This is a genomic window from Amycolatopsis sp. CA-126428 (genome assembly GCF_002904335.1).
Lineage (GTDB): Bacteria > Actinomycetota > Actinomycetes > Mycobacteriales > Pseudonocardiaceae > Amycolatopsis.
Map to the genome: position 1 here is coordinate 46233 of NZ_PPHF01000118.1, position 18680 is coordinate 64912.

General features: G+C 72.6%; 15 protein-coding genes. 5 read left to right on the forward strand and 10 right to left on the reverse strand.

Annotated features, from left to right (window positions below; genetic code table 11):
* Positions 1-11 precede the first annotated feature (11 nt).
* The 3 genes from C2L58_RS28310 to C2L58_RS28320 all read right to left on the reverse strand — a co-directional run bounded on the left by C2L58_RS28310 (position 12) and on the right by C2L58_RS28320 (position 2771).
* Entirely contained in the window at positions 12-938 is a 927-nt protein-coding gene (locus tag C2L58_RS28310; RefSeq protein WP_103340716.1) for a helix-turn-helix transcriptional regulator, read from the reverse strand.
* A gap of 81 nt (positions 939-1019) precedes the next feature.
* Positions 1020-1823, reverse strand: coding sequence for an SDR family oxidoreductase (locus C2L58_RS28315; protein ID WP_103340717.1), 804 nt, complete (start codon positions 1821-1823; stop codon positions 1020-1022).
* 111 nt (positions 1824-1934) lie between these two features.
* On the reverse strand, positions 1935-2771 hold the full coding sequence (locus C2L58_RS28320; protein WP_103340718.1) for a helix-turn-helix transcriptional regulator: 837 nt from the start codon (positions 2769-2771) through the stop codon (positions 1935-1937).
* 126 nt (positions 2772-2897) lie between these two features.
* Here C2L58_RS28320 and C2L58_RS28325 point away from each other — a divergent pair, with 126 nt between their 5' ends.
* Positions 2898-3671 carry an SDR family NAD(P)-dependent oxidoreductase gene (locus C2L58_RS28325; protein ID WP_103340719.1) on the forward strand — a complete coding sequence of 258 codons (774 nt, stop codon included), beginning with the start codon at positions 2898-2900 and terminating at the stop codon, positions 3669-3671.
* Between the two features lie 82 nt (positions 3672-3753).
* Here C2L58_RS28325 and C2L58_RS28330 read toward each other — a convergent pair whose 3' ends face one another.
* Together C2L58_RS28330 and C2L58_RS28335 are read right to left on the reverse strand one after the other, a co-directional pair.
* Positions 3754-3936: a CsbD family protein gene (locus C2L58_RS28330; RefSeq protein ID WP_103340720.1), complete on the reverse strand. Its 183-nt coding sequence runs from the start codon at positions 3934-3936 to the stop codon at positions 3754-3756.
* 88 nt (positions 3937-4024) lie between these two features.
* Positions 4025-5290 (reverse strand): cation:proton antiporter domain-containing protein, encoded by a 1266-nt coding sequence (locus C2L58_RS28335; RefSeq protein ID WP_103340721.1) that lies wholly within the window; start codon positions 5288-5290, stop codon positions 4025-4027.
* 190 nt (positions 5291-5480) lie between these two features.
* On the opposite strand from C2L58_RS28335, the gene C2L58_RS28340 reads away from it, so the two are divergent.
* On the forward strand, positions 5481-5816 hold the full coding sequence (locus C2L58_RS28340; RefSeq protein WP_233225993.1) for a hypothetical protein: 336 nt from the start codon (positions 5481-5483) through the stop codon (positions 5814-5816).
* A gap of 38 nt (positions 5817-5854) precedes the next feature.
* The gene (locus C2L58_RS28345; protein ID WP_103340723.1) at positions 5855-7153 is read left to right on the forward strand and encodes a cytochrome P450; all 1299 of its coding nucleotides are present in this window, start codon (positions 5855-5857) and stop codon (positions 7151-7153) included.
* A gap of 42 nt (positions 7154-7195) precedes the next feature.
* On the opposite strand, the gene C2L58_RS28350 is transcribed toward C2L58_RS28345, so the two are convergent.
* The 5 genes from C2L58_RS28350 to C2L58_RS28370 form a co-directional block, all read right to left on the reverse strand.
* Positions 7196-10840 carry a family 78 glycoside hydrolase catalytic domain gene (locus C2L58_RS28350; RefSeq protein ID WP_103340724.1) on the reverse strand — a complete coding sequence of 1215 codons (3645 nt, stop codon included), beginning with the start codon at positions 10838-10840 and terminating at the stop codon, positions 7196-7198.
* A gap of 143 nt (positions 10841-10983) precedes the next feature.
* Complete coding sequence (locus tag C2L58_RS28355) at positions 10984-12297, reverse strand: DJ-1/PfpI family protein (RefSeq protein ID WP_103340725.1); 1314 nt, start codon at positions 12295-12297, stop codon at positions 10984-10986.
* 2 nt (positions 12298-12299) lie between these two features.
* Entirely contained in the window at positions 12300-12689 is a 390-nt protein-coding gene (locus C2L58_RS28360; protein WP_103340726.1) for a hypothetical protein, read from the reverse strand.
* A gap of 87 nt (positions 12690-12776) precedes the next feature.
* Positions 12777-13430 (reverse strand): response regulator, encoded by a 654-nt coding sequence (locus C2L58_RS28365; protein WP_103340727.1) that lies wholly within the window; start codon positions 13428-13430, stop codon positions 12777-12779.
* Positions 13427-14521, reverse strand: a complete 1095-nt coding sequence (locus C2L58_RS28370) for a sensor histidine kinase (RefSeq protein ID WP_103340728.1) — start codon at positions 14519-14521, stop codon at positions 13427-13429. Before C2L58_RS28370 ends, C2L58_RS28365 begins: the two co-directional genes overlap by 4 nt.
* Before the next feature lie 120 nt (positions 14522-14641).
* Between C2L58_RS28370 and C2L58_RS28375 the strand changes: the two genes are divergently transcribed.
* Together C2L58_RS28375 and C2L58_RS28380 are read left to right on the forward strand one after the other, a co-directional pair.
* Positions 14642-17221 carry a glycosyltransferase gene (locus C2L58_RS28375; RefSeq protein ID WP_233225986.1) on the forward strand — a complete coding sequence of 860 codons (2580 nt, stop codon included), beginning with the start codon at positions 14642-14644 and terminating at the stop codon, positions 17219-17221.
* Entirely contained in the window at positions 17222-18652 is a 1431-nt protein-coding gene (locus tag C2L58_RS28380) for a radical SAM protein (RefSeq protein ID WP_103340730.1), read from the forward strand.
* Positions 18653-18680 lie beyond the last annotated feature (28 nt).

An 18680-nucleotide genomic window follows, 5' to 3' on the forward strand; every position in this document is an offset into this window, starting at 1 on the left:
ACGGCCGTCGGTCACCGGGTTTGCCCGCGCCCCGGCTGCGGGGGCCCGGCCGGCATCTCCTGGACCTCGGTCGCCGGCGTCTCCTGGCCGGCCGCCCACGACGCCAGCAGGGCCAGACCGTCCGCGGCCGCCGTGCCGGCGGGCGCGGTGTAGACGTTGAGGAGCAGGCCGGGGTCGGCGGGCAGCTCCATCGACTCGACGTCCAGGTCGAGCCGGCCCACCACCGGATGGTGCAGGCGCTTGCGTCCGGACCGGTGGAACCGGACGTCCTGGGACGCCCAGCGCTGCCGGAACAGTTCACTGCGTGTCGACAGTTCACCGACCAGGGCGATCAGTTCCTGGTCGTGCGGATTGCGGCCGGCTTCCATGCGCAGCTTCGCGGCCACATCGCCGACGATCCGGTCGTAGTCGACGAAGAACGTTTTCGCCGCTTCGGGCTCCAGGTACACGAACCGCGCGGTGTTCGCCGGCCGTCGCGGGTCGGCCAGCAGCGGTGAATACAGCGCGCGGGCCAGGGGATTCATGGCCAGGACGTCGTACCGGCCGTGGCAAATCCAAGCCGGCGCGTCGGTGATGGCGTCGAGCACCTGCCGAAGCGCCGGACGCACCGTCACGGCGGGGCGCCGGCGGCGGGGACCGCCGGGCGCCCGGGACTGCCGCGCGAGGTGGAACAGGTGATCGCGCTCGGCTTCGTCGAGGTGCAAGGCGGAGGCCACCGCGTCGAGCACCCCGTCGGAGGCGCCGGTGAGGCTGCCGCGCTCCATCCGCACGTAGTAGTCGACCGAGATCCCGGCCAGCAGAGCCACCTCTTCGCGGCGCAGACCCTTGACCCGGCGGTTGCCGCCGTAGGCGGGCAGCCCGGCCCGCTCGGGCGGGATCCGCGCGCGACGCGAGCTCAGGAACTCCTTGATCTCGGTGCGCAGATCGATCTTGGTCACCCCTTCACCGTAAGCCCTGTTCGCGGGCGGAGGCAGGTTCTGCTGGTACCCCCCGACGGCTGCGCACCCCTCGCACGCCGCTTAGGTACCCGTTGCGGTCGTGGCGATACCGCCGTCGACCGGGATGACGGTGCCCGTGAGGTACGCGCCGGCCCGGCCGGCGAGGAACACGGCGACGCCGGCCATGTCGTCGTCGCGGCCGAGCCGGCGCAGCGGGGCCTTCGCCGCGATCGCGTCGCCGACGGCCTCGAGCGTGGCCGCCATCATCTGCGACGGGAACGGTCCGGGGGCCACCGCGTTCACCGTGACGTGCTGGGGGCCCAGTTCCCGGGCCAGCACCCGGGTGAGCTGGTGCAGTCCCGCTTTGCTGCTGGCGTACGAATAGTTGGGCGACTCGGCCACGTGGATGGCGGCGATGCTGCCGATGTTGATGACCCGCGCGGGATCCTCGGCGGTGCCCGCCCGGCGAAGGGCCGGGAGCAGCGCCTGCACCAGCCAGAACGGCGACTTGAGGTTGAGGTCGAGCACGGTGTCCCAGGCCCCGTCCGGGAACGTCTCCAGCGGCTCGCGCCACATCGCTCCCGCGTTGTTGACGAGGATGTCCAGGCGATCCGAGCCGGCTTGGACGAGCTCGGCGAGGCGCCGGCACTCGTCGTGAGTGGACAGATCGGCGGGAACGGCTTGGACGTCACCGAATTCGGACAGGAGCCGCTGGGCCTCCGCGCACGTGTCCGCCTTGCGCGAGCTGATGATCACGCGGGCACCCGCCTGCAGGAGGCCGCGCGCGATCATCAACCCGATGCCCTTGGTGCCGCCGGTGACGAGGGCGTTCTTCCCCCGCAGGTCGAAAAGGTCCGCGTGGGTGGTGAATCGGCTGTCCGCCATGGGGTTTCGTTCCTTTTGTCGTGGAGCCTGTGCTGCCACGTTGACAGGCGTCCAGGACGTGCGGGAGACCCTGGCGTTCCAGGTACTGCGAGACCCCCTTGCCGGGGTCGATCAGCGTTCCTCGACCAGCGACTGCGTGCCGATGACGCCCAGCAGCGCCAGCCGGTCGGCCGCTTCGGTGCCCGGTTCGGCCGAGTAGACCATGAGCCGCAGGTCGCTGCCCGCGACGCTGAGGATGTCGCAATCCAGGGTCAGCGCGCCGACGTCCGGGTGGTCGATGGTCTTGCGGGCGGACTCGTGCTGCCCGACGGCACCCGACTCCCACAGGGCGGCGAACCGCGGGCTGTGCCGCCGGAGGTCGGCGATGAGCGAGCGGAGGTCCGGGTCGTCGGGGTAGCGGCCGGCGGTGCGGCGCAGGTCGGCGACCAGGGCCGCCTGCAGCGCGTCCCGTGCCTCCGGGGTGTCGCGCACCCGGGTGTTCGGGCTGAGGAAGGTGCGCCGGACGCCGTTGAGGTCGCTGCCGCGGCGTTCGCCCATCAGGGCCGTGTGGAGCGGGTTGGCGAGCAGCTGGTTCCAGGCCGCGTCGAAGACGGCGACGGGGGTGCCGGCGAGCCGGTCCAGCATGCGGTGGACGCCGGGTGTGATGTGCCGCGGGACCGTGCCGGGGCTCGGGGGCGCGAGGCCGGCCAGCCGGAACAGGTGCGTGCGTTCGTCCTGGGTGAGGCGCAGGGCCCGGGCGAGAGCCTCGACGACCTGGGCCGAGGGGCTGGTGGCGCGGCCCTGCTCGAGCCGGATGACGTAGTCGGCGGAGATGCCGGCCAGCTGCGCCAGTTCCTCGCGGCGCAGCCCGGCGGCGCGGCGGCGGCTGCCCGCGGGCAGGCCGGTGGCCTGGGGTGAGACGCGGTCGCGCCAGTGGCGCAGGGCCGTGCCGAGTCCGGTGTTCGCCATAGGTCGATTGTGCAAGCCGGCCGGCCGCTTGTCCTGGTATCGCCGGTCCCAGGAAAACCGGACCACTTCCTGCGCCCGCGGTCCGGGCCGATCCTGGTGGCAGCACGTCAGGAAGGAACGGAACCCATGAACCAGCTCGCCCTCGTGACCGGCGCCACCTCCGGCATCGGCCGGGCCTTCGCCGAACGCCTCGCCGCCGACGGCTACGACCTGATCGTCACCGGCCGCCGCGAGGACCGCCTCGCCGAGTTCGCCGCCGCCCACCCGGAAGTCAAGGTGCGCACGGTGGCCGCCGACCTGTCCACCGACGACGGCGTCGCCACCGTCGCCGCCCTCTGCGCCGCCGAGCCGCTGACCATGCTCGTGAACAACGCCGGTGTCGCGCACTACATGCCGCTGGCGCAGCTGCCCGCCGACAAGGCCGCCGAGCTGGTCCACGTCAAGGTCGCCGCGCCCACCATGCTCACCCGCGCCGCGGTCGCGGGCATGCAGGAACGCGGTGCGGGGCGGATCGTCAACGTGGCCGGGATGATCGCCTTCAGCGGTCCGGCCGACTCCTCGGTCATGCCCCGCCGCGCGGTCTACGCCGGGTCCCTGGCCTACCTCGTCGCCCTGTCCCAGACGCTGAGCGCCGAGTTGGAGGGCACCGGTGTCGGCGTGCAGGTGCTGTGCCCGGGTGTCGTCGCCACCGAGTTCCACGAGCGCCAGGGGCTCGACCTGAGCGCGGTGCCGCGGATGTCCGCCGCCGACGTCGTCACCGCGTCCTTGCGCGGCTTCGAACTCGGCGAGGTCGTCACCGCGCCGGGTGTCGAGGACGCCGGGCTGCTCGACGCCGTCTTTCGAGCCGATCTCGCGGCCTTCGGCGGGCAGGGGCCGGAACTCGCCTCCCGCTACCGGTGAACGCCGCCGGAGAACTCACCGGCCCCGGACACAAGCCCGCTGCCGCACCCCGGAGTCCGGGGCGCGGCAGCGGAGAACCGCGTCACTTCTTGTCTGTGACACCCTTCACGGCGTCCTTGATCTTCTCGCCGGCCTGCTTGAGCGAGCCCTTGGCCTGCTCGGACTTGCCTTCGGCCTGCCACTGCTCGTTGCCGGTGGCGTCACCGACGGCTTCCTTGGCGCGGCCCTTGAGCTCTTCGCCCTTGTTTTCGATCTTGTCGTTCATCTGGGTGCACCTTCCGTCGCGGGCGACATTTCCGGATCGGCCAGTCGCCAAAAGGGCCTTGACAGACTGATACCCACTCTCCGCGCGGCTACACATCGGCAGGCAGATGCCCGCCCATCCGCTCGATCCGCTGGATCGCCGGCTCCGCGAGGACGCCGTGCACGATCACCGACACCGCGACGGCGAGCGCGCCTACGCGCCACAGCACGTCCTGCTGCGGCACGGGGAGCCGGTTGAGCGTGTAGGCCAGGTAGTAGAGCGTGCCGATGCCGCGCACGCCGAAGAACGCGATCGCCGCGGTGGCGGGCCGTCCCGGTGACCGCGCGCCGAGCAGGGAAAGCCACCCCACCAGGGGCCGCACCACCAGCACGGCGACGACGGCGATCACCACTTCCAGGGGCTGCAGCCCGCGCAGCAGGCCGTCGCCGATCGCCAGGCCCAAGCCCAGCAGGGCGAGCGGGACGAACAGCCGTTCCAGCTGGTGGCCGAAGGCGTGCAGGACGCCGTGGTACTCGTGCTCGCGCTCCTGCGTGCGCACCGCGACCGCCGCGACGAACACGGCGACGAACCCGTTGCCGTGGGCGGCTTCCGCCAGCGCGTAGGGCACGAACGCCAGCGCGAGCAGGACCAGCCCGTCGGCGTACTCGGCCAGCCGCAGCCGGTCCGACGGCGTGCGGAAGATCGCCCAGCCGAGCAGCCGCCCGGTGACCAGGCCGGCCACGACGCCGACGACCAGGGGCAGCAGCAGGTCCCCCAGCACCCAGGACAGGTCCAGGCGCGGCTCGCCGCTCGCCAGGGCCAGGCCGAGGACGACGAACGGCATGGTGAGGCCGTCGTTGAGCCCCGCTTCCGTCGTCAGCGTGAAGCGGATTTCGTTGTTCCTGGCCAGTTCCGGCTCGACGTCGGGGTGCGGGACGCCGATGTCGCCGGCCAGCACCGGGTCGGTCGGGGCCAGCGCGGCGGCCAGCAGGAGCGCGACGCCGGGAGCGAGCGCGAGCCACCAGTACCCGAGCACGGCGATCGCGAGGATCGACACCGGCATGGTGATCGCGAGCAGCCGCCACGTGGACCCCCACCGGCGCAGGCCGAACGGCCGGTCGACCGACAGTCCCGCCCCGGCGAGCGCGACGAGGATGCCCAGCTGGGCGAAGGATTCGACGCCGTCCAGGTGGGCGGCCGGGTCGCCCCAGCCGTCGCCGTAGGGGGCGGGCAGCGGGAGCAGCCCGAGCACGATCCCGGCCAGGAGCATCACCAGCGGCACCGAGAACGGCCGGTCGGCAACCAGCTTGGGCACGATCGCCGCCGCGAGCGCGAGCAGGCCCGCCACTCCGAACAACACCGTCAACGACGCCAAAGGTCTCCTCCTGCCGCTCGTCCCGCACCGCCGCGGCCAGGAGACCCGGTCGAGCGTGATGCCGGGTTCCACCGGGACGCACCGCGATCGGCCAGGCTCCCGGGAGCCGGGTAGCGTGGCGGGAAGAGGCGCGCCGCGACCCGGATTCCCGGCGTGCGAGCGGCGAAACCGAGGAGGCCGCGTGACGGCGATGAACGGGGCGGGCAGTCCGTGCCGGTTCTGCGGCAGGCGGCGCGACCCCCGGGTGCCCGGCCGGAACGGGCCGATCTGCGTGGACTGCGTCCGCGCCGGCCTGCGCGTGGTGCGCGACGGTGCGGACCGGGAGAGCGGCGCGGGTGACGTGCTGGCCGCGGTGACGTCGCCGCTGGCCGCGGTCTGCGACTTCTGCGGCCGTCGCGAGCGCCGGACGTTCCTCGGGCTCCGGCGTCCGCTGCTGCGCGTGGACTGCGCGGCCCGGGACTCGGTGATCTGCGTGGACTGCCTGGACCACGCCGGCGACGTGCTGAACGTCGCCCTGCGCGGCTGAGGGCGTTTCGGCGCGGCCACCGCGGGTAGCCGGGCGCCATGACGTCCACTCGGGAACCCCGCACGCGACCGGAGACCGCTTCGGTGGCCGAGACCCTGCGTGTCGCGGTCGAGGTGGCGTTGCCCACGCTGGCCGGCGGGGTGATCAAGCGCCGTCCCGCGGCGATGGCGGTGGCCGGGAAACTGCAGTTCGACCGCGCCGGCGTGCGGCTGCTTCGCCGCCTGCGCGACCGCCACTACGGCCGTCCACTGAAGCTGCGTGTCCCCGGCCGGTCGGTGGAACTGGCCCTGTCCGGCGCGGACGTGAAGCGGCTGCTGGCCGGCACGCCGACGCCGTTCAGTCCGTCCACAGTGGAGAAGCGGGCCGCGCTGGGGCACTTCCAGCCGCACGGCGTCCTCATTTCGGACGCGGCCGACCGGCCCGGCCGCCGCCGGTTCACCGAGGCCGCGCTCGAACCCGGCCGTCCGCTGCACGAGCTCGCGACGCCGTTCGCCCACGCGATCGCCGAAGAGGCGGCCTTCCTGCCGAGGGCGGGTTCCCTCGACTGGGACACGTTCAACGTCGCCTGGTGGCGGCTGGTCCGGCGCGTCGTGCTGGGGTCGGGTGCCCGCGACGACACGACGCTGACCGACCAGCTCGAACGCCTGCGGCTCGACGCGAACTGGGCGTACCTGCACCCGAAGCGCCGGCAACTGCGCGAAGAGTTCCGGCGGCGCCTCACAGAGCACCTGAACCGCGCCGAGCCGGGCAGCCTCGCCGCCGTGATCGCCGAGGTCGGCGAAGACACCGCACCCGATCAGGTGGCGCACTGGCTGTTCGCGTTCGACGCGGCGGGGATGGCGACGTACCGGACGCTGGCCCTGCTGGCGAGCCACCCGGCGGAGCAGGAGCGGGCCCGCACGGACATCGGGGACACCGAGCCGGCTCAGCTGAGCTACCTGCGCGCGTGCGTGCTGGACGCGGTCCGGCTGTGGCCGACCACGCCGATGATCCTGCGCGAGACGACGGAGGAGACGTCCTGGGGTCCGGCGGGCACGACGGTGCTGATCTTCACGCCGTTCTTCCACCGCGATCCGGACCTGCCCTACGCCGACCGGTTCGAGCCGGACCTCTGGCTCGACGGCCGTGCGGCGGAGAACCCGGCCCTGGTCCCGTTCAGCGCCGGCCCGGCGATCTGCCCGGGCCGCGACCTGGTGCTGTTCTGCGCGAGCACGATGCTGGCGAACCTGCTGCGCCACCACCGGTTCGAGCAGGCGTCGGGACCGGTCCTGTCCCCGGACCGTCCGCTGCCGGCGACGCTGGACAACTTCCACCTGAAGCTCAACCTGATCGGCTGAGCCGGTGCCGCCGCCGTGTCCGCGGCGGCACCGGCTCGCCGGTCACGCCGGAGCCGTGAAAACGTACGAGCCCGACGGCACGAAGTACGTCCCCGCGGCCGACGGCACCGCCTCGGGCGGCGCGGTGATCTCCGCGGGCCGAGACGTCGGCACCACCACCGTCGCCGAGGAACCGGCCGGGACCGTCACCCGCAGCGTCAGCTTTCCGTTCACGATCGACCAGTCGCTGACCGCGCCGCCGTACGGCGTCTCGTACGCCGACTTCGCCGAGGTCAAGCCGCCACCCGGGACGGGCGCGATCCGCAGCGCCGAGTAGCCCGGGGACGCCGGGGCCAGCCCGCCCACCGAGCGGTACAGGAAGTCGCCGACCGAGCCGAGACCGTAGTGGTTGAACGAGTTCATCCCGGGGTCGTTGAACGAGCCGTCCGGCTTGATGCCGTCCCAGCGCTCCCAGATCGTCGTCGCGCCGTGGCCGATCATGTAGCCCCAGCCGGGGAAGTCGGGCTGCAGCAGCACCCGGTAGGCGACGTCGGCGTGGCCGTGCGCCGCCAGCACCGGTAACAGGTTCTCCACCCCGAGGAACCCGACGCTGAGGTGCCCACCGGCCGCCGTGACGCGCGCCGCCAGCTTGTCCGCCGCCGGCTGGACGCGGTCGGCCGGCAGCAGCCCGAAGGCCAGCGCCAGGACGTACCCGGTCTGCGTGTTCGACCCGACCGTGCCGTCCGCCGCCACGAACCGGTTCGTGAACGCGGCGCCGACCTGATCGGCGAGCGTCCCGTACTTCGCCGCTTCCGCGGTGTGCCCGGTGGCCGCGGCCATCCGGGACACCAGCCGCGACGACCACGCGAAGAACGCCGTCGAGATCAGGTCCTGCGCGGTGTTGTCGTTGACGTTCAGCCAGTCCCCGTAGGTCTGGTGGTCGCGGATCAGGTCCGCGCCCGACGTCGAGCGCAGGTACTCGACCCACCGGACCATCGCCGCGAAGTGCTCCTGGATCACGCCGGTGTCGCCGTAACGCTGCCACAGGGTGTAGGGCACGATGACGCCCGCGTCGCCCCAGCCGGCCGTGCCCGAGCCGCCGAGCACGCCCGGCGCGACGTCGGTGAACGACCCGTCGTCGTGCTGCGCGTCGACGAGGTCGTCGCTGAACTTGCCGAGGAAGTTCGCGACGTCGAGGTTGAACGTCGACGTCCCGGCGAAGATCCCGATGTCGCCGGTCCAGCCGAGCCGCTCGTCGCGCTGCGGGCAGTCGCTCGGCACCGACAGCATGTTGGAGCGCTCGCCCCACAGGATGTTGTGCTGCAGCTGGTTCACCAGCGGGTTCGACGTCGTGAACGTGCCGGTCTGCGCGCCGGTGGTCCACATCGCCCGGCCGGTCAAGGTCGACGTCGTCGGCGCGGACGGCAGGCCGGTCAGCTCGACGTACCGGTAGCCGTGCACGGTGAACCGCGGTTCGTACGTCTCGGCGCCGCCGGTGCCCGCGAGGGTGAACCGGTCGGTGGCCTGGGCCGCGCGGAGGTTGGCCGTGTAGATCGTGCCGTCCGGGTTGAGCACTTCGGCGTGCCGCATGGTCACCGTCGTGCCGGCGGGCCCGGTCACGGACAACCGGTTCCAGCCGCCGAAGTTCTGGCCGAGGTCGGCCACCCACACGCCGGGCTTCGGCTGGGTCCACGCGACCGGCTTGAACTCCTGCTGCACCGTGACGCCGTTGTCCACCTGGGACACCAGATTCGGCTGCGCACCGGTCTTCACCCGGGGTGCCGCCCAGGCGCGGTCGTCGAAGCCGGGCCGGTCCCAGCCGGTGGCCAGCCGCGCGTCGTACGTTTCGCCCTGGTAGAGGTCGTCCGCGCGGATCGGGCCGTCACCGGCCTTCCACGTGCCGTCGGTCGCGATCGTGCTGCTCGTGCCGTCGGTGTAGGTCAGCCGCAGCTGCGCGGAGTACCACGGTTCGGTGCCGTACTTCTGGCTCCCGGCGATGCCGACGCTCCCGGAGTACCAGCCGTTGCCCACCAGCGCGCCCAGCACGTTCTCTCCGGGGCGGATCTGCCCGGTGACGTCGGAAACCCGGTACTGCACGCGTTTCGCGTAGTCGGTCCAGCCGGGGGACAGGACCTCCGAGCCGACCTTGACGCCGTTGAGGTGGGTCTCCTGCAGCCCGAGCGCGGTCGTCAGCAGCCGCGCGTTCGCGACCCGCTTCGTGACCGTGAAGCTCTTGCGCAGCAGGGGAGCGGGGGCGCTGACGGCGACGTTCGCGCCCCACGGCCCGGTGCCGTAGGCGGTCAGCGCCCGGGCCGCGGGCCAGGAACTGTCGTCGAAGGCGCGTTGCTCCCAGCCGTCCGGGCCGCTCTGGCTCGCCTTCCACGTGCCGTCGGTGACCAGCGAGGGTCCACCTTGGACGGTCAGCTTCGCGATCGTCCCGGCCGGGCTCTGCGTGGTGTTCTCCGTGCTGATGGCGATCGTGTTCGTCCCGGCCGTCAGCAGGCTGCCGACTTCGGCGACCGCGGCCGTCTTCCACGAGTCGGCGACCCGCGGCGAGTCGCTGACGCGGGTGCCGTTGACCCAGACGGTCGCGGTGTCGTCCCCGGTCACGACCAAGGTGGCCTTCGCCGGGGCCGCGGCCAGGTCCAGGGTCTTGCGGAAGAAGCGGGTGGCCGGCGGTACGCCGCCGAGCGGATCGCCTTCGGGGTACCAGATCCAGCTCGCCCCGGCGAGGTCCGGGCCGGCCGTGGCGCGGCCGAGGAACGCGCCGGTCCACTCGGTCGCCGGGGCCCGCAGCGCGGTTTCGAAGCGCTGCACCGGGCTCCAGCCGGTCGTCCGGCCCTGGCCGTCCCAGACGCGGACCTTCCAGGTGTACGCGGTCAGCGAGCCGAGCGCGGGACCGCCGTAGGCGACGTCGGCCTGCTGCGCCGAGGTGACGCGGCCGCTGTCCCAGAGGTCGCGCCCGCCGGCGGACACGACGATCTGGTACGCCGACTGCCGCTGCTGCGGCGCGGGTGAGGTCAGCTTCCAGGCGAACCGCGCCTGTGCCGGATCGACGCCCAGCGGATTGACGCGGTTCGCGACCGTGGCGCTCGCGACCGACAGCGGTGACGCTTCCGCCTGGTTCGGGGTGATGACGCCGGTGCCCCACGGCGCGGTGCCGTAGGCGCCGAGATCCGCGGCGGGCGCCCAGGTCCCGTCCGCGAAACCGGGCTGTTCCCAGCCTTCCGGCACGGTCGGCGCGCTCTTCCAGCCGGCCCCGGTGGCCAGGTCGGTGGTGCCGGCCGCGGTCGTGACCCGCAGCCGCCCGAGCAGGCCGGCCGGGCCGCCGGCGTTGCGGACGGCGACGGCGAGGGTGTTGACGCCCGGGGTGAGCGCCGGCCGCAGGTCCACCGGCAGCGCCGTGCGCCACGAGTCCCGGGTGCGGGCCGAGGACGCGAGCGGGGTGCCGTTGAGCCAGACGTCGGCGGTGTCGTCGCCGGTGAGGACGAGCCGGGCGTCGGTGACCGCCCCGGCCGGCACGGTGAACGTCGTCCGGAAGTACCGGGTCCCGGCGGGCGCGGGAGTCCCTTCCCGGTACCAGATCCAGTGCGCGCCGGCCAGGGCGGGCGGCGGCGCGGCGCCGGCCGGGGGAACCGCGGCGGCCGACAGGGCCAGGATCGCGGCGAGGGTCGTGGTGGTGGCGCGCCAGAGCTTCGAGGGCAGCATGCAGGGCTCCCTTGCGGCGGGGACGAACGAGGGATTAGAACGTTTCAACCAGGCGTGGTAGGTGACTGTAATGAGAAGCTCACGCATTGGCAATACGCCACCGGTAGGCCCGGTGCCCGCAGTCCGACGTCGGCCACGCTTTCCTAAATCGTTTCAGGTCGCCGGTTCCGCCGCACCCGGACGACCACGACGACGGCCGCCGTGGCCAGCAGCACCAGCACGATCGGCAGGGCCGTCGGCAGCCAGGGCCAGGCGTCGCCTTCGAAGACGACCCCGTCGGTGGGCAGCTCCAGCACCTTCGCCGTCCACCGCGCGGTGGCGACGTCGGTGCGGCGGGACAGCCCGCTGACCGCGGTGTCGTAGGGGAAGCCCGGCCGGTCGTGGACGTACTCGGGCGCCGGGCCGCCGGGTGGCGGCGTGACCCCGCGCGTTGCGCCGGGTACGAGCAGCCGGTCGAGGTCCGGCGCGGCGGTCAGAGCGGCCCGGGGCAGGAACGTCAGTCCGTGCCGGGACCGGATCGGGCCGCCGTCGGCGCTCACGGCCAGGGTGCGCGAGGACAGCGACTGGCCTTCGGTGTCGAACACCGAAGCGAGCTCGACCTCGCCGACGCCGTTCGCGAGCAGCACGCCGATTTTGTCGGGGTTCCAGCGGAACCCGGCGTCGATGATCGCCACCGCGTCCGGCATCCCGGCCGGCGGGTGCACCGGCACCGCGGTGCCGTAGCGGCGCCAGCCGACGGCCGCCGCGGCGTCGGCCGCCACCGCGGGCCCCGCCAGCCGTTCGACCCAGTGCAGCGTGCCGTCGATGCCGGAGAGGATCCCGGCGGTGGTGACGACGTTCCCGTCGTCGACGAACCGCATCCCGCGCACCCACCGCACCGCCGGGTAGGCGGCAGCCCAGGCGTCGACCTTGAGCCAGTGCGCGGTGGCCGGCCGCCCGTCGAGCAACCCGGCGGAGGCGAGCACCGCGCCGCCGTTGCAGACGCTCAGCAGCTTGGAGCCGTGCCCGGCCTGCGCCCGCAGCCAGGTGGTGACCGGCTCGGTGCCGGGCTCGCCGACGTCCGGGAACGCGGGCACGACGACGAGGTCCGGCGCGGATCCGCCGAGCCGGGCGGCGAGGCCGGCGAAATCGAGGTCCGGCACCAGGTCGAGGCCGCCGGTCAGCGGTTTCGGCTCGCGGTGCGGCGCCACCGTGTAGACGTTGAACCGGCCGGTCGCGGCCAGGATCTCGTAGGGGGCGAGTGCGTCCGACACCACGGCACCGCGATCGCCGACGACGACCACCGCGGTCGGCTTGGCCGGGTCGTGGGGGACCGGCGCCGCGGCGGGGACGGGCCGCGGCGGGCCGGGGGCGTAGAGGGCGTCGATCGCACCGAGCGCGGAGACGGTCGCGCCGACGGCGGGAACCACCAGCACGGCGGCGATCGCGGCGAGGAGGAAAGCGAGGCGCTTCAGCATGATCAGTGCCAGTACTCGGCGCGGCGCCACACCATGGCGGCGAGCATCAGCGGGAACATGATCACGTGCCCGGCGACCATCAGCGCGGTGCCGGAGATCGCGCCCAGCCCGTACGGCACGAGCAGCGCGGCGAACGGCAGGTACATCACGGCGGCCATCTCGGCGATCCGCGGCCACGGGTGTCGGCGCAGCGCCAAGGCGAGGCCCATCGCGACGGTCATGTTCGTGGCCATCACGATCGCGTCGACGGCCGGCCGCTCGAGCCAGGCGGCCGGCCACAGCGGGCCGAGCGCCACCATGCCGGCGAGCATGGCGACGACCATCTCGACGTAGTGGCCGGCGAACCGCGCGAGCTTGCGGGCGGTGGTCCGGGGGACTTCGGTGGTGGTCATGGTTTCCCTCCAGGATTGTTCCTGGACGAGAATCGCGGTTCCCGGCCGTGCTGCCAGGTGCCGGAAGTCATGACCGGGGGTCACGGTCTAAAGCAGGCCGAGATCCCTCGCGCGGAGCGCGGCCTGGGTCCGGTCGCGCGCGCCGAGCTTGCCCAGCACGTTCGTGACGTGGTTCTTCACCGTGCCTTCGGCGAGGAACAGCGCCGCGGCGATCTCGCGGTTGCTGCGGCCGTCGGCGAGCAGCCGCAGCACGTCGAGTTCGCGCTCGGACAGCGGCACCACCAGCGGCTGGGGCCGCGGCTCCGGCGCGTCCGGCAGCTGGGCGAACCGCGCCACCACCTTGGCCGCCACCGACGGCTGCAGCACGGACTCCCCGCGCGCCGCCGCCAGCACCGCCTCGACCAGCCGTGCCGACGAGACGTCCTTCAGCAGGTAGCCGACGGCGCCCGCACGCAGGGCCGCGAAGACGTCTTCGTCGTCGTCGAAGGTGGTCAGCGCGATGACCCGGACGTTCGGCTGCTCCGCCCGCAGCCGCCGGGTCGCGGCCACGCCGTCGAGGACCGGCATCCGGAGGTCCATCAGGACGACGTCCGGGGCCAGCGAAGCGGCTTCGCGCAGGGCTTCGGCGCCGTTGCCGGCTTCGCCGACGACGTCGATGCCGTCGTGCGTGGCGAGCAGGGTGGCGAGGGCTTCGCGGAACAGGGCCTGGTCGTCGACGAGCAGGACGCGGACCGGCGTCATCCGGGGATCTCCATGGTCAGGGCGCTGCCGCCACCGGGGGTCGAGGTGAAGGCGAGTTCGCCGCCGAGGTGGGCGGCCCGTTCGCGAAGCCCGACCAGGCCGAAGCCGGCCGGCTCGCCGCCGTCGCTGCCCCGGCCGTCGTCGCGGACTTCGACCCGGACCGCCGCGGCGGCGTAGTCCAGGACGACGGCCACGGTCTCGGCGGCGGCGTGCTTGCGGACGTTCGTCAGGCCTTCCTGCGCGGCCCGGTAGAGCGCTTCACGCTGCTCCTCGGAGAGCGGGCGTTCGGTCCCGGTGACCGTGAGCCGGGCCGGGACACCGGTCGCCGACGTCTCTTCCGCGAGGGCTTGCAGCGCTTCCGGCAGCGGCGGGATCGCCCGCGGCTCGCGCAGCGTCCGGACCGAGCGGCGCACCTCGGCCAGCGCGGTTTCGGCCTGCTCCTGGGCTTTCGCCAGGACGGCGTCGGCCTTGCCGGGATCGGCCGGCAGCACCGCCCGCGCGGCCTTCACCTGCATCTGGACGACGGTGAGCGAATGCCCGAGCCCGTCGTGGATGTCGCGCGCGACGCGGTTGCGCTCCTGCGCCGTCGCGAGCCGCTCCGCCTGGGCGGCGTGGTCGCGGAGTTTCGCGTGCGCTTCGGCGAGTTCGCCGCGCGAGCGCTGTTCCCGCAGCAGCAGTTCGGTGATGATCGCGGCGAACAGCACCGACATGAACGTGCCGATCCCTTCCCGCAGCCCTTCGCCCAGCGACATCCCGAGGTGCACGAGCGGGACCACGGCGATCACCAGCGCGATCGCCGGCCGCGGCAGGCGCAGCAGCACGCACTGGCTGACCAGCACGACCAGGAACAACGTCGTCCCGACGCCGGCGTCGATCGTGAAGAGCACGAAGGCCAGGGGCAGCTGGACGGCGACGTAGGCCGCGCTCCAGGCGAGCCGCTCGCGGCCGCGCACCCAGCCGAAGACCACCGTCGCGAACACGGCGAAGACCGCGCCGAGCACGAGGGCGAGCCGGGGTTCGCCGGAGCCGAGCACCCCGAGCACGATCGAGAGGAAGGCGCCGCAGGTCAGCACCCCGAGGGCGCGGTTCATGCGGTCACTGTGGAGGCTGCGGCGCCCCGCGGTCAACCGCGAAAGCGCTCACACGGCCGTTCGACACCCGGGCGCTTACGCTGGAAACCACGGCGAGGCCGATACGGGGGTTTGACATCGATGTCAGTGCTCTGGGGCGTGTCCTTCGACGCCACTCCGCTGTCCGGGGTCGTGGTCGAGTTCCTCAAGACGGCGCACCGCTTCGCCGCGCGCGGGCACCGCGTCCACCTGGATCTCGGGTACGACATCAAGGCCGACAAGGGCGCGTTCTTCCGCCCCTACCGCGACGAGGCCCAGCTGCTGCCGGACTGGGTCACGCTCGGCCGCGTCGAAGGTGTCGAGCGGATCCGCGGCTACGACCGCGAGTTCGTCGAGCGGGTCTTGAGCGACGTCGTGCAGGGCGGCGACGACACGTTACGACCCGAGATCGACCGCGTCGCCGGCGAGCTGGCGGACCGGATGGTGGCCACCTGGGAACGCCTCGGCGTGACCGTGGTGATGGTCGAGAACGGCACCCTGCCGGAGAACCTCGCCTACACCGAGGCGCTGTACGCCGCGATCGACCGCTACGGCGCGCGCCACCGGCTCGGCCGGTTCGTGTTCTGGCGCGACCACGACCTGATGTGGCAGAGCGAACCCGGCATCGCCAAGTACGGCACGTTCCCCTACCCCGGCGTCCCCGCGCCGCGGAACTCCCCGCACATCCACTACTTCGCCCTGCACGAGCAGGCGAAGGCGCGGACGCTGGAGTGGGTCCCGGAGCTGGCGAACATCGACGTCCTGCCCAACGCCTTCGCCATCGCCCCCGCACGCATCGACGAGCGCAACGCGGCTTTCCGGCGCGACCACGGCATTCCCGACGGCGTCCCGCTGCTGGCCCGGATCACGCGGATCATCCCGCAGAAGCGCATCGACCGGGACCTCCACCTGCTGGCCCTGCTGCCGGACGCGTGGCTGTTCGTCGCCGGCGACGTCGGCGAGACGCCCACCGAGCACGCCCGGCTCGTCGCCCTCGCGAACCGGCTGGGGGTGCGCGAGCGCGTCGTGTTCGGCGGCTGGCTGACCCCGTACGACACCGCCGTCCCCGGCCGGTACTCCGTGCGCGACCTGCTGGCCCACGCGACCGTCGTGTCCTTCCTGACCTCCTACGACTACGAGAGTTACGGCAACCCGGTCAGCGAGGCGATCGCGTCCGGGACGCCGTACATCACCAGCGGGTACGAGCTGTACGACGTCGTCTACGACGGCTTCCGGGCGCCGGTGCTGGACATCCGGGCCCGCGACCTGCCGGACGCGGCGTTCGCGCGCGAAGTCGCCGAGCTGATCACCGACGAAGGGAAACGGGCGGAAGTGGTGCGGGTGAACTCGGAACTCGGGCGGGCGCGGTTCGGCGCGCGGGTCGTCGACGACCTGGTGGACCGGCTCTACCCGCCGCCGATGGGCGCGGCGACGCGGCTGAGCGTCGTGCTGCCGGTGTACAACGAGGCCGCGAACCTCCCGGAGGTGCTGCGGACGCTGCACGACCAGCGCGACGGCGACGCGCCCCTGGACAAGAGCCGGTACGAGGTCGTGCTCGTCGACAACAACTCCACCGACGACACGGTGGCCATCGCGCACGCCTTCGCGGCCGCGCACCCGGACCTGGCGCTGCACGTCATCCACGAACCCGAGCAGGGTGTTTCGTGCGCGAGGCGTGCCGGGATGGACTTCGCCGCGGCCCGCAGCCGGAACCGGCCCGACAGCGACCCGGGGGAGCGGTACTACCTCGTCTCCGCCGACGCGGACTGCCGCGTCGACCCGCACTGGCTCAGCGAACTGTTCACCGCGATGGAGTCGAGCAAGGCCGCGATCGGCGTCTGCGACTACTACTACAACGCCGAGCACTTCACCGGGCGGCCGAGGCTGTGGGACGCGATCCAGCGGACGCTGCGCTGCCGCGCCGTCACCTTCGCGCTCTTCGGCGGCTTCCCCGACGGCAAGGGCTTCGCGGTCGAGCGCGACGCCTACGAGCGCGCCGGCGGCATCGAGATCTTCTACCAGCTGCAGGACGGCAAGTTCGTCAACCACCTCTCCGACGACTGGGACTTCGGGATCAAGGTCGCCAGCGGCGGCGACGCGATCACCTACGCGCCGCGCTCGCGCGTCGAGATCAACCCGCGGCGCGTCGACCACGCCATCGACGAGGTCATCGCCGGCCGGGCCTACGGCTCCGACGGCATCATCGTCATGCGCGACATCCGGCCCTCGGCGCCTCCGGTGCCCACCGACCTCACCGAAGCCGAGGCGAAGCAGGCCTGGGAGTTCTCGATCAAGGACTTCACCCCGAAGAACACCATCCTGCCGGTGCTCCTGACGCCCGCGCTGCTGGAGGACGACGCCGTCATCGCGTTCTTCGGCGCCGATCTCACCGCGCGGCTGGCCCGGCGGATCAGCGAGATCCGGCACGAGATGCGGGTCGTCGACTTCACGCCGATCCACGCCTACAAGACGCCGTCCTACCGGCTGTACTTCGAGTTCGCCGACGAGCTGTTCGCCTGCCTGCGGCGGCACGCCGGCGCGGACATCGGCCACCCGCCGCCCCTGCCGCCGTGCCTGGCGGCGGTGCCGGCCGCGCGGTTCGCGGAGTTCGTCCGCTACTACTGCGAGGACCGCGAGTCGGGAGAAGCGCACAACTACTTCGGCAACGGAGGGGTGTTCTGAATGACCCTGGGCTATGAAGAAGCGGTCGGCTCGCTGCACGCGATCGACCCCGCGTGGCCGCGGCCCGCCGTGCTCGACGTCCTCGAGGCGCCCGAGAACCGGCACCTGCTCGACTTCGTGCAGGAAGACCCGTTCGGGGCGCACGTGTTCCCCGGCAACGTGCCCGGCACGCCGGCGGAGTTCCTGCGCGACCTCGACGCGCAGCTGGCGTCGTCCGGGCCGATCCACCTGTGGTCCTACATCCCCACGTGCGCCTACCGCTGCCGGTTCTGCCAATACCCGGTGGTGCTGGTCAAGGGCAAGATCGAAAAGGCGGCCGACTGGGTCGACCTCAACATCGCCGAGGCGCGGCTGTGGCTCGACGCCGTGCCGAACCTGGCGGGGGCCGAGGTGGGGGAGTTCAACGTCTTCGGCGGCACGCCGTCGCTGCTGCCGGAGGCGGAAATCCGCCGCCTGCTGGAGTTCTACCGCTCGCACTTCGGGTTCACCGCCGACACGACGATCCGCTTCGAGGGCGACCCGAGCACGTTCACCCCGGCCAAGCTCGACCTGTTGCGGGAACTGGGTTGCACCAAGCTTTCCAGCGGGGTCCAGTCGTTCGACGACCACGTGCTCGAGCTGTGCGGTCGCGAGCACACGGCAAAGATGTGCGTCGACTTCGTCCGCAACGCGACGGCGGCGGGCTTCGAGTGGGTCAGCATCGACCTCATGTACGGGCTGCTCGACCAAACCCTCGACAGCGTCCGCCGCGACCTCGACGTCGTGCTGGAGAACGAAGTCACGGCGGTGGTGTGCACGAAGCTGCACCTGGCGTCCTACAGCGACACCCGCACCGGCGTCACCGGGGAGAAGCCGGCCGCGTGGCAGCTGCCGTCCTACCGGGACAAGCTGGTGCGCGACGGGCACCGCTGGCCGACCCTCGGCGAGCAGTACCAGATGCGGGAGCTGCTCACCGAGGGCCTGCGCGCGGCCGGGTACACCGAGCACCCGACGATGTACTTCGCGCGCGACGGCCTCGGGCCGGAGAAGTGGAAGTCCATCATGGTCGACCAGGACAAGCAGGAGGCCGAGGTCGCGATCGGGCTGGGCGGCAGCTCGAGCTGCCGCGCGTCCGAGGCGATCACCGACGTGAACTCCCGCCGCTACCCCGAAACCGTGCGCTCCGGCCGGATCCCGCTGGGGTCCGCGACGCGGTTCACGCCCGAGGCGCAGGAAGCCCGGGCCGTCAAGATGGCGCTCACGACGTTGCAGCCGCTGCGGGATTCCCTGCACACCGCGCGGTTCCCCGGGCGCTCGCTGTTCGCGGAACCGTGGCTGGGCAAGTTCCGCTCGCTGGCTTCGCGGGGCCTCGTCCGGTTGCGGCCGGGGGTCGTCGAGCTGACGCCGGCCGGGGAAGTGCTCGTCGAGGCGATCATCACCACCGAACTCTGAAGATCACTGCATCGGGTGACACAAGCCT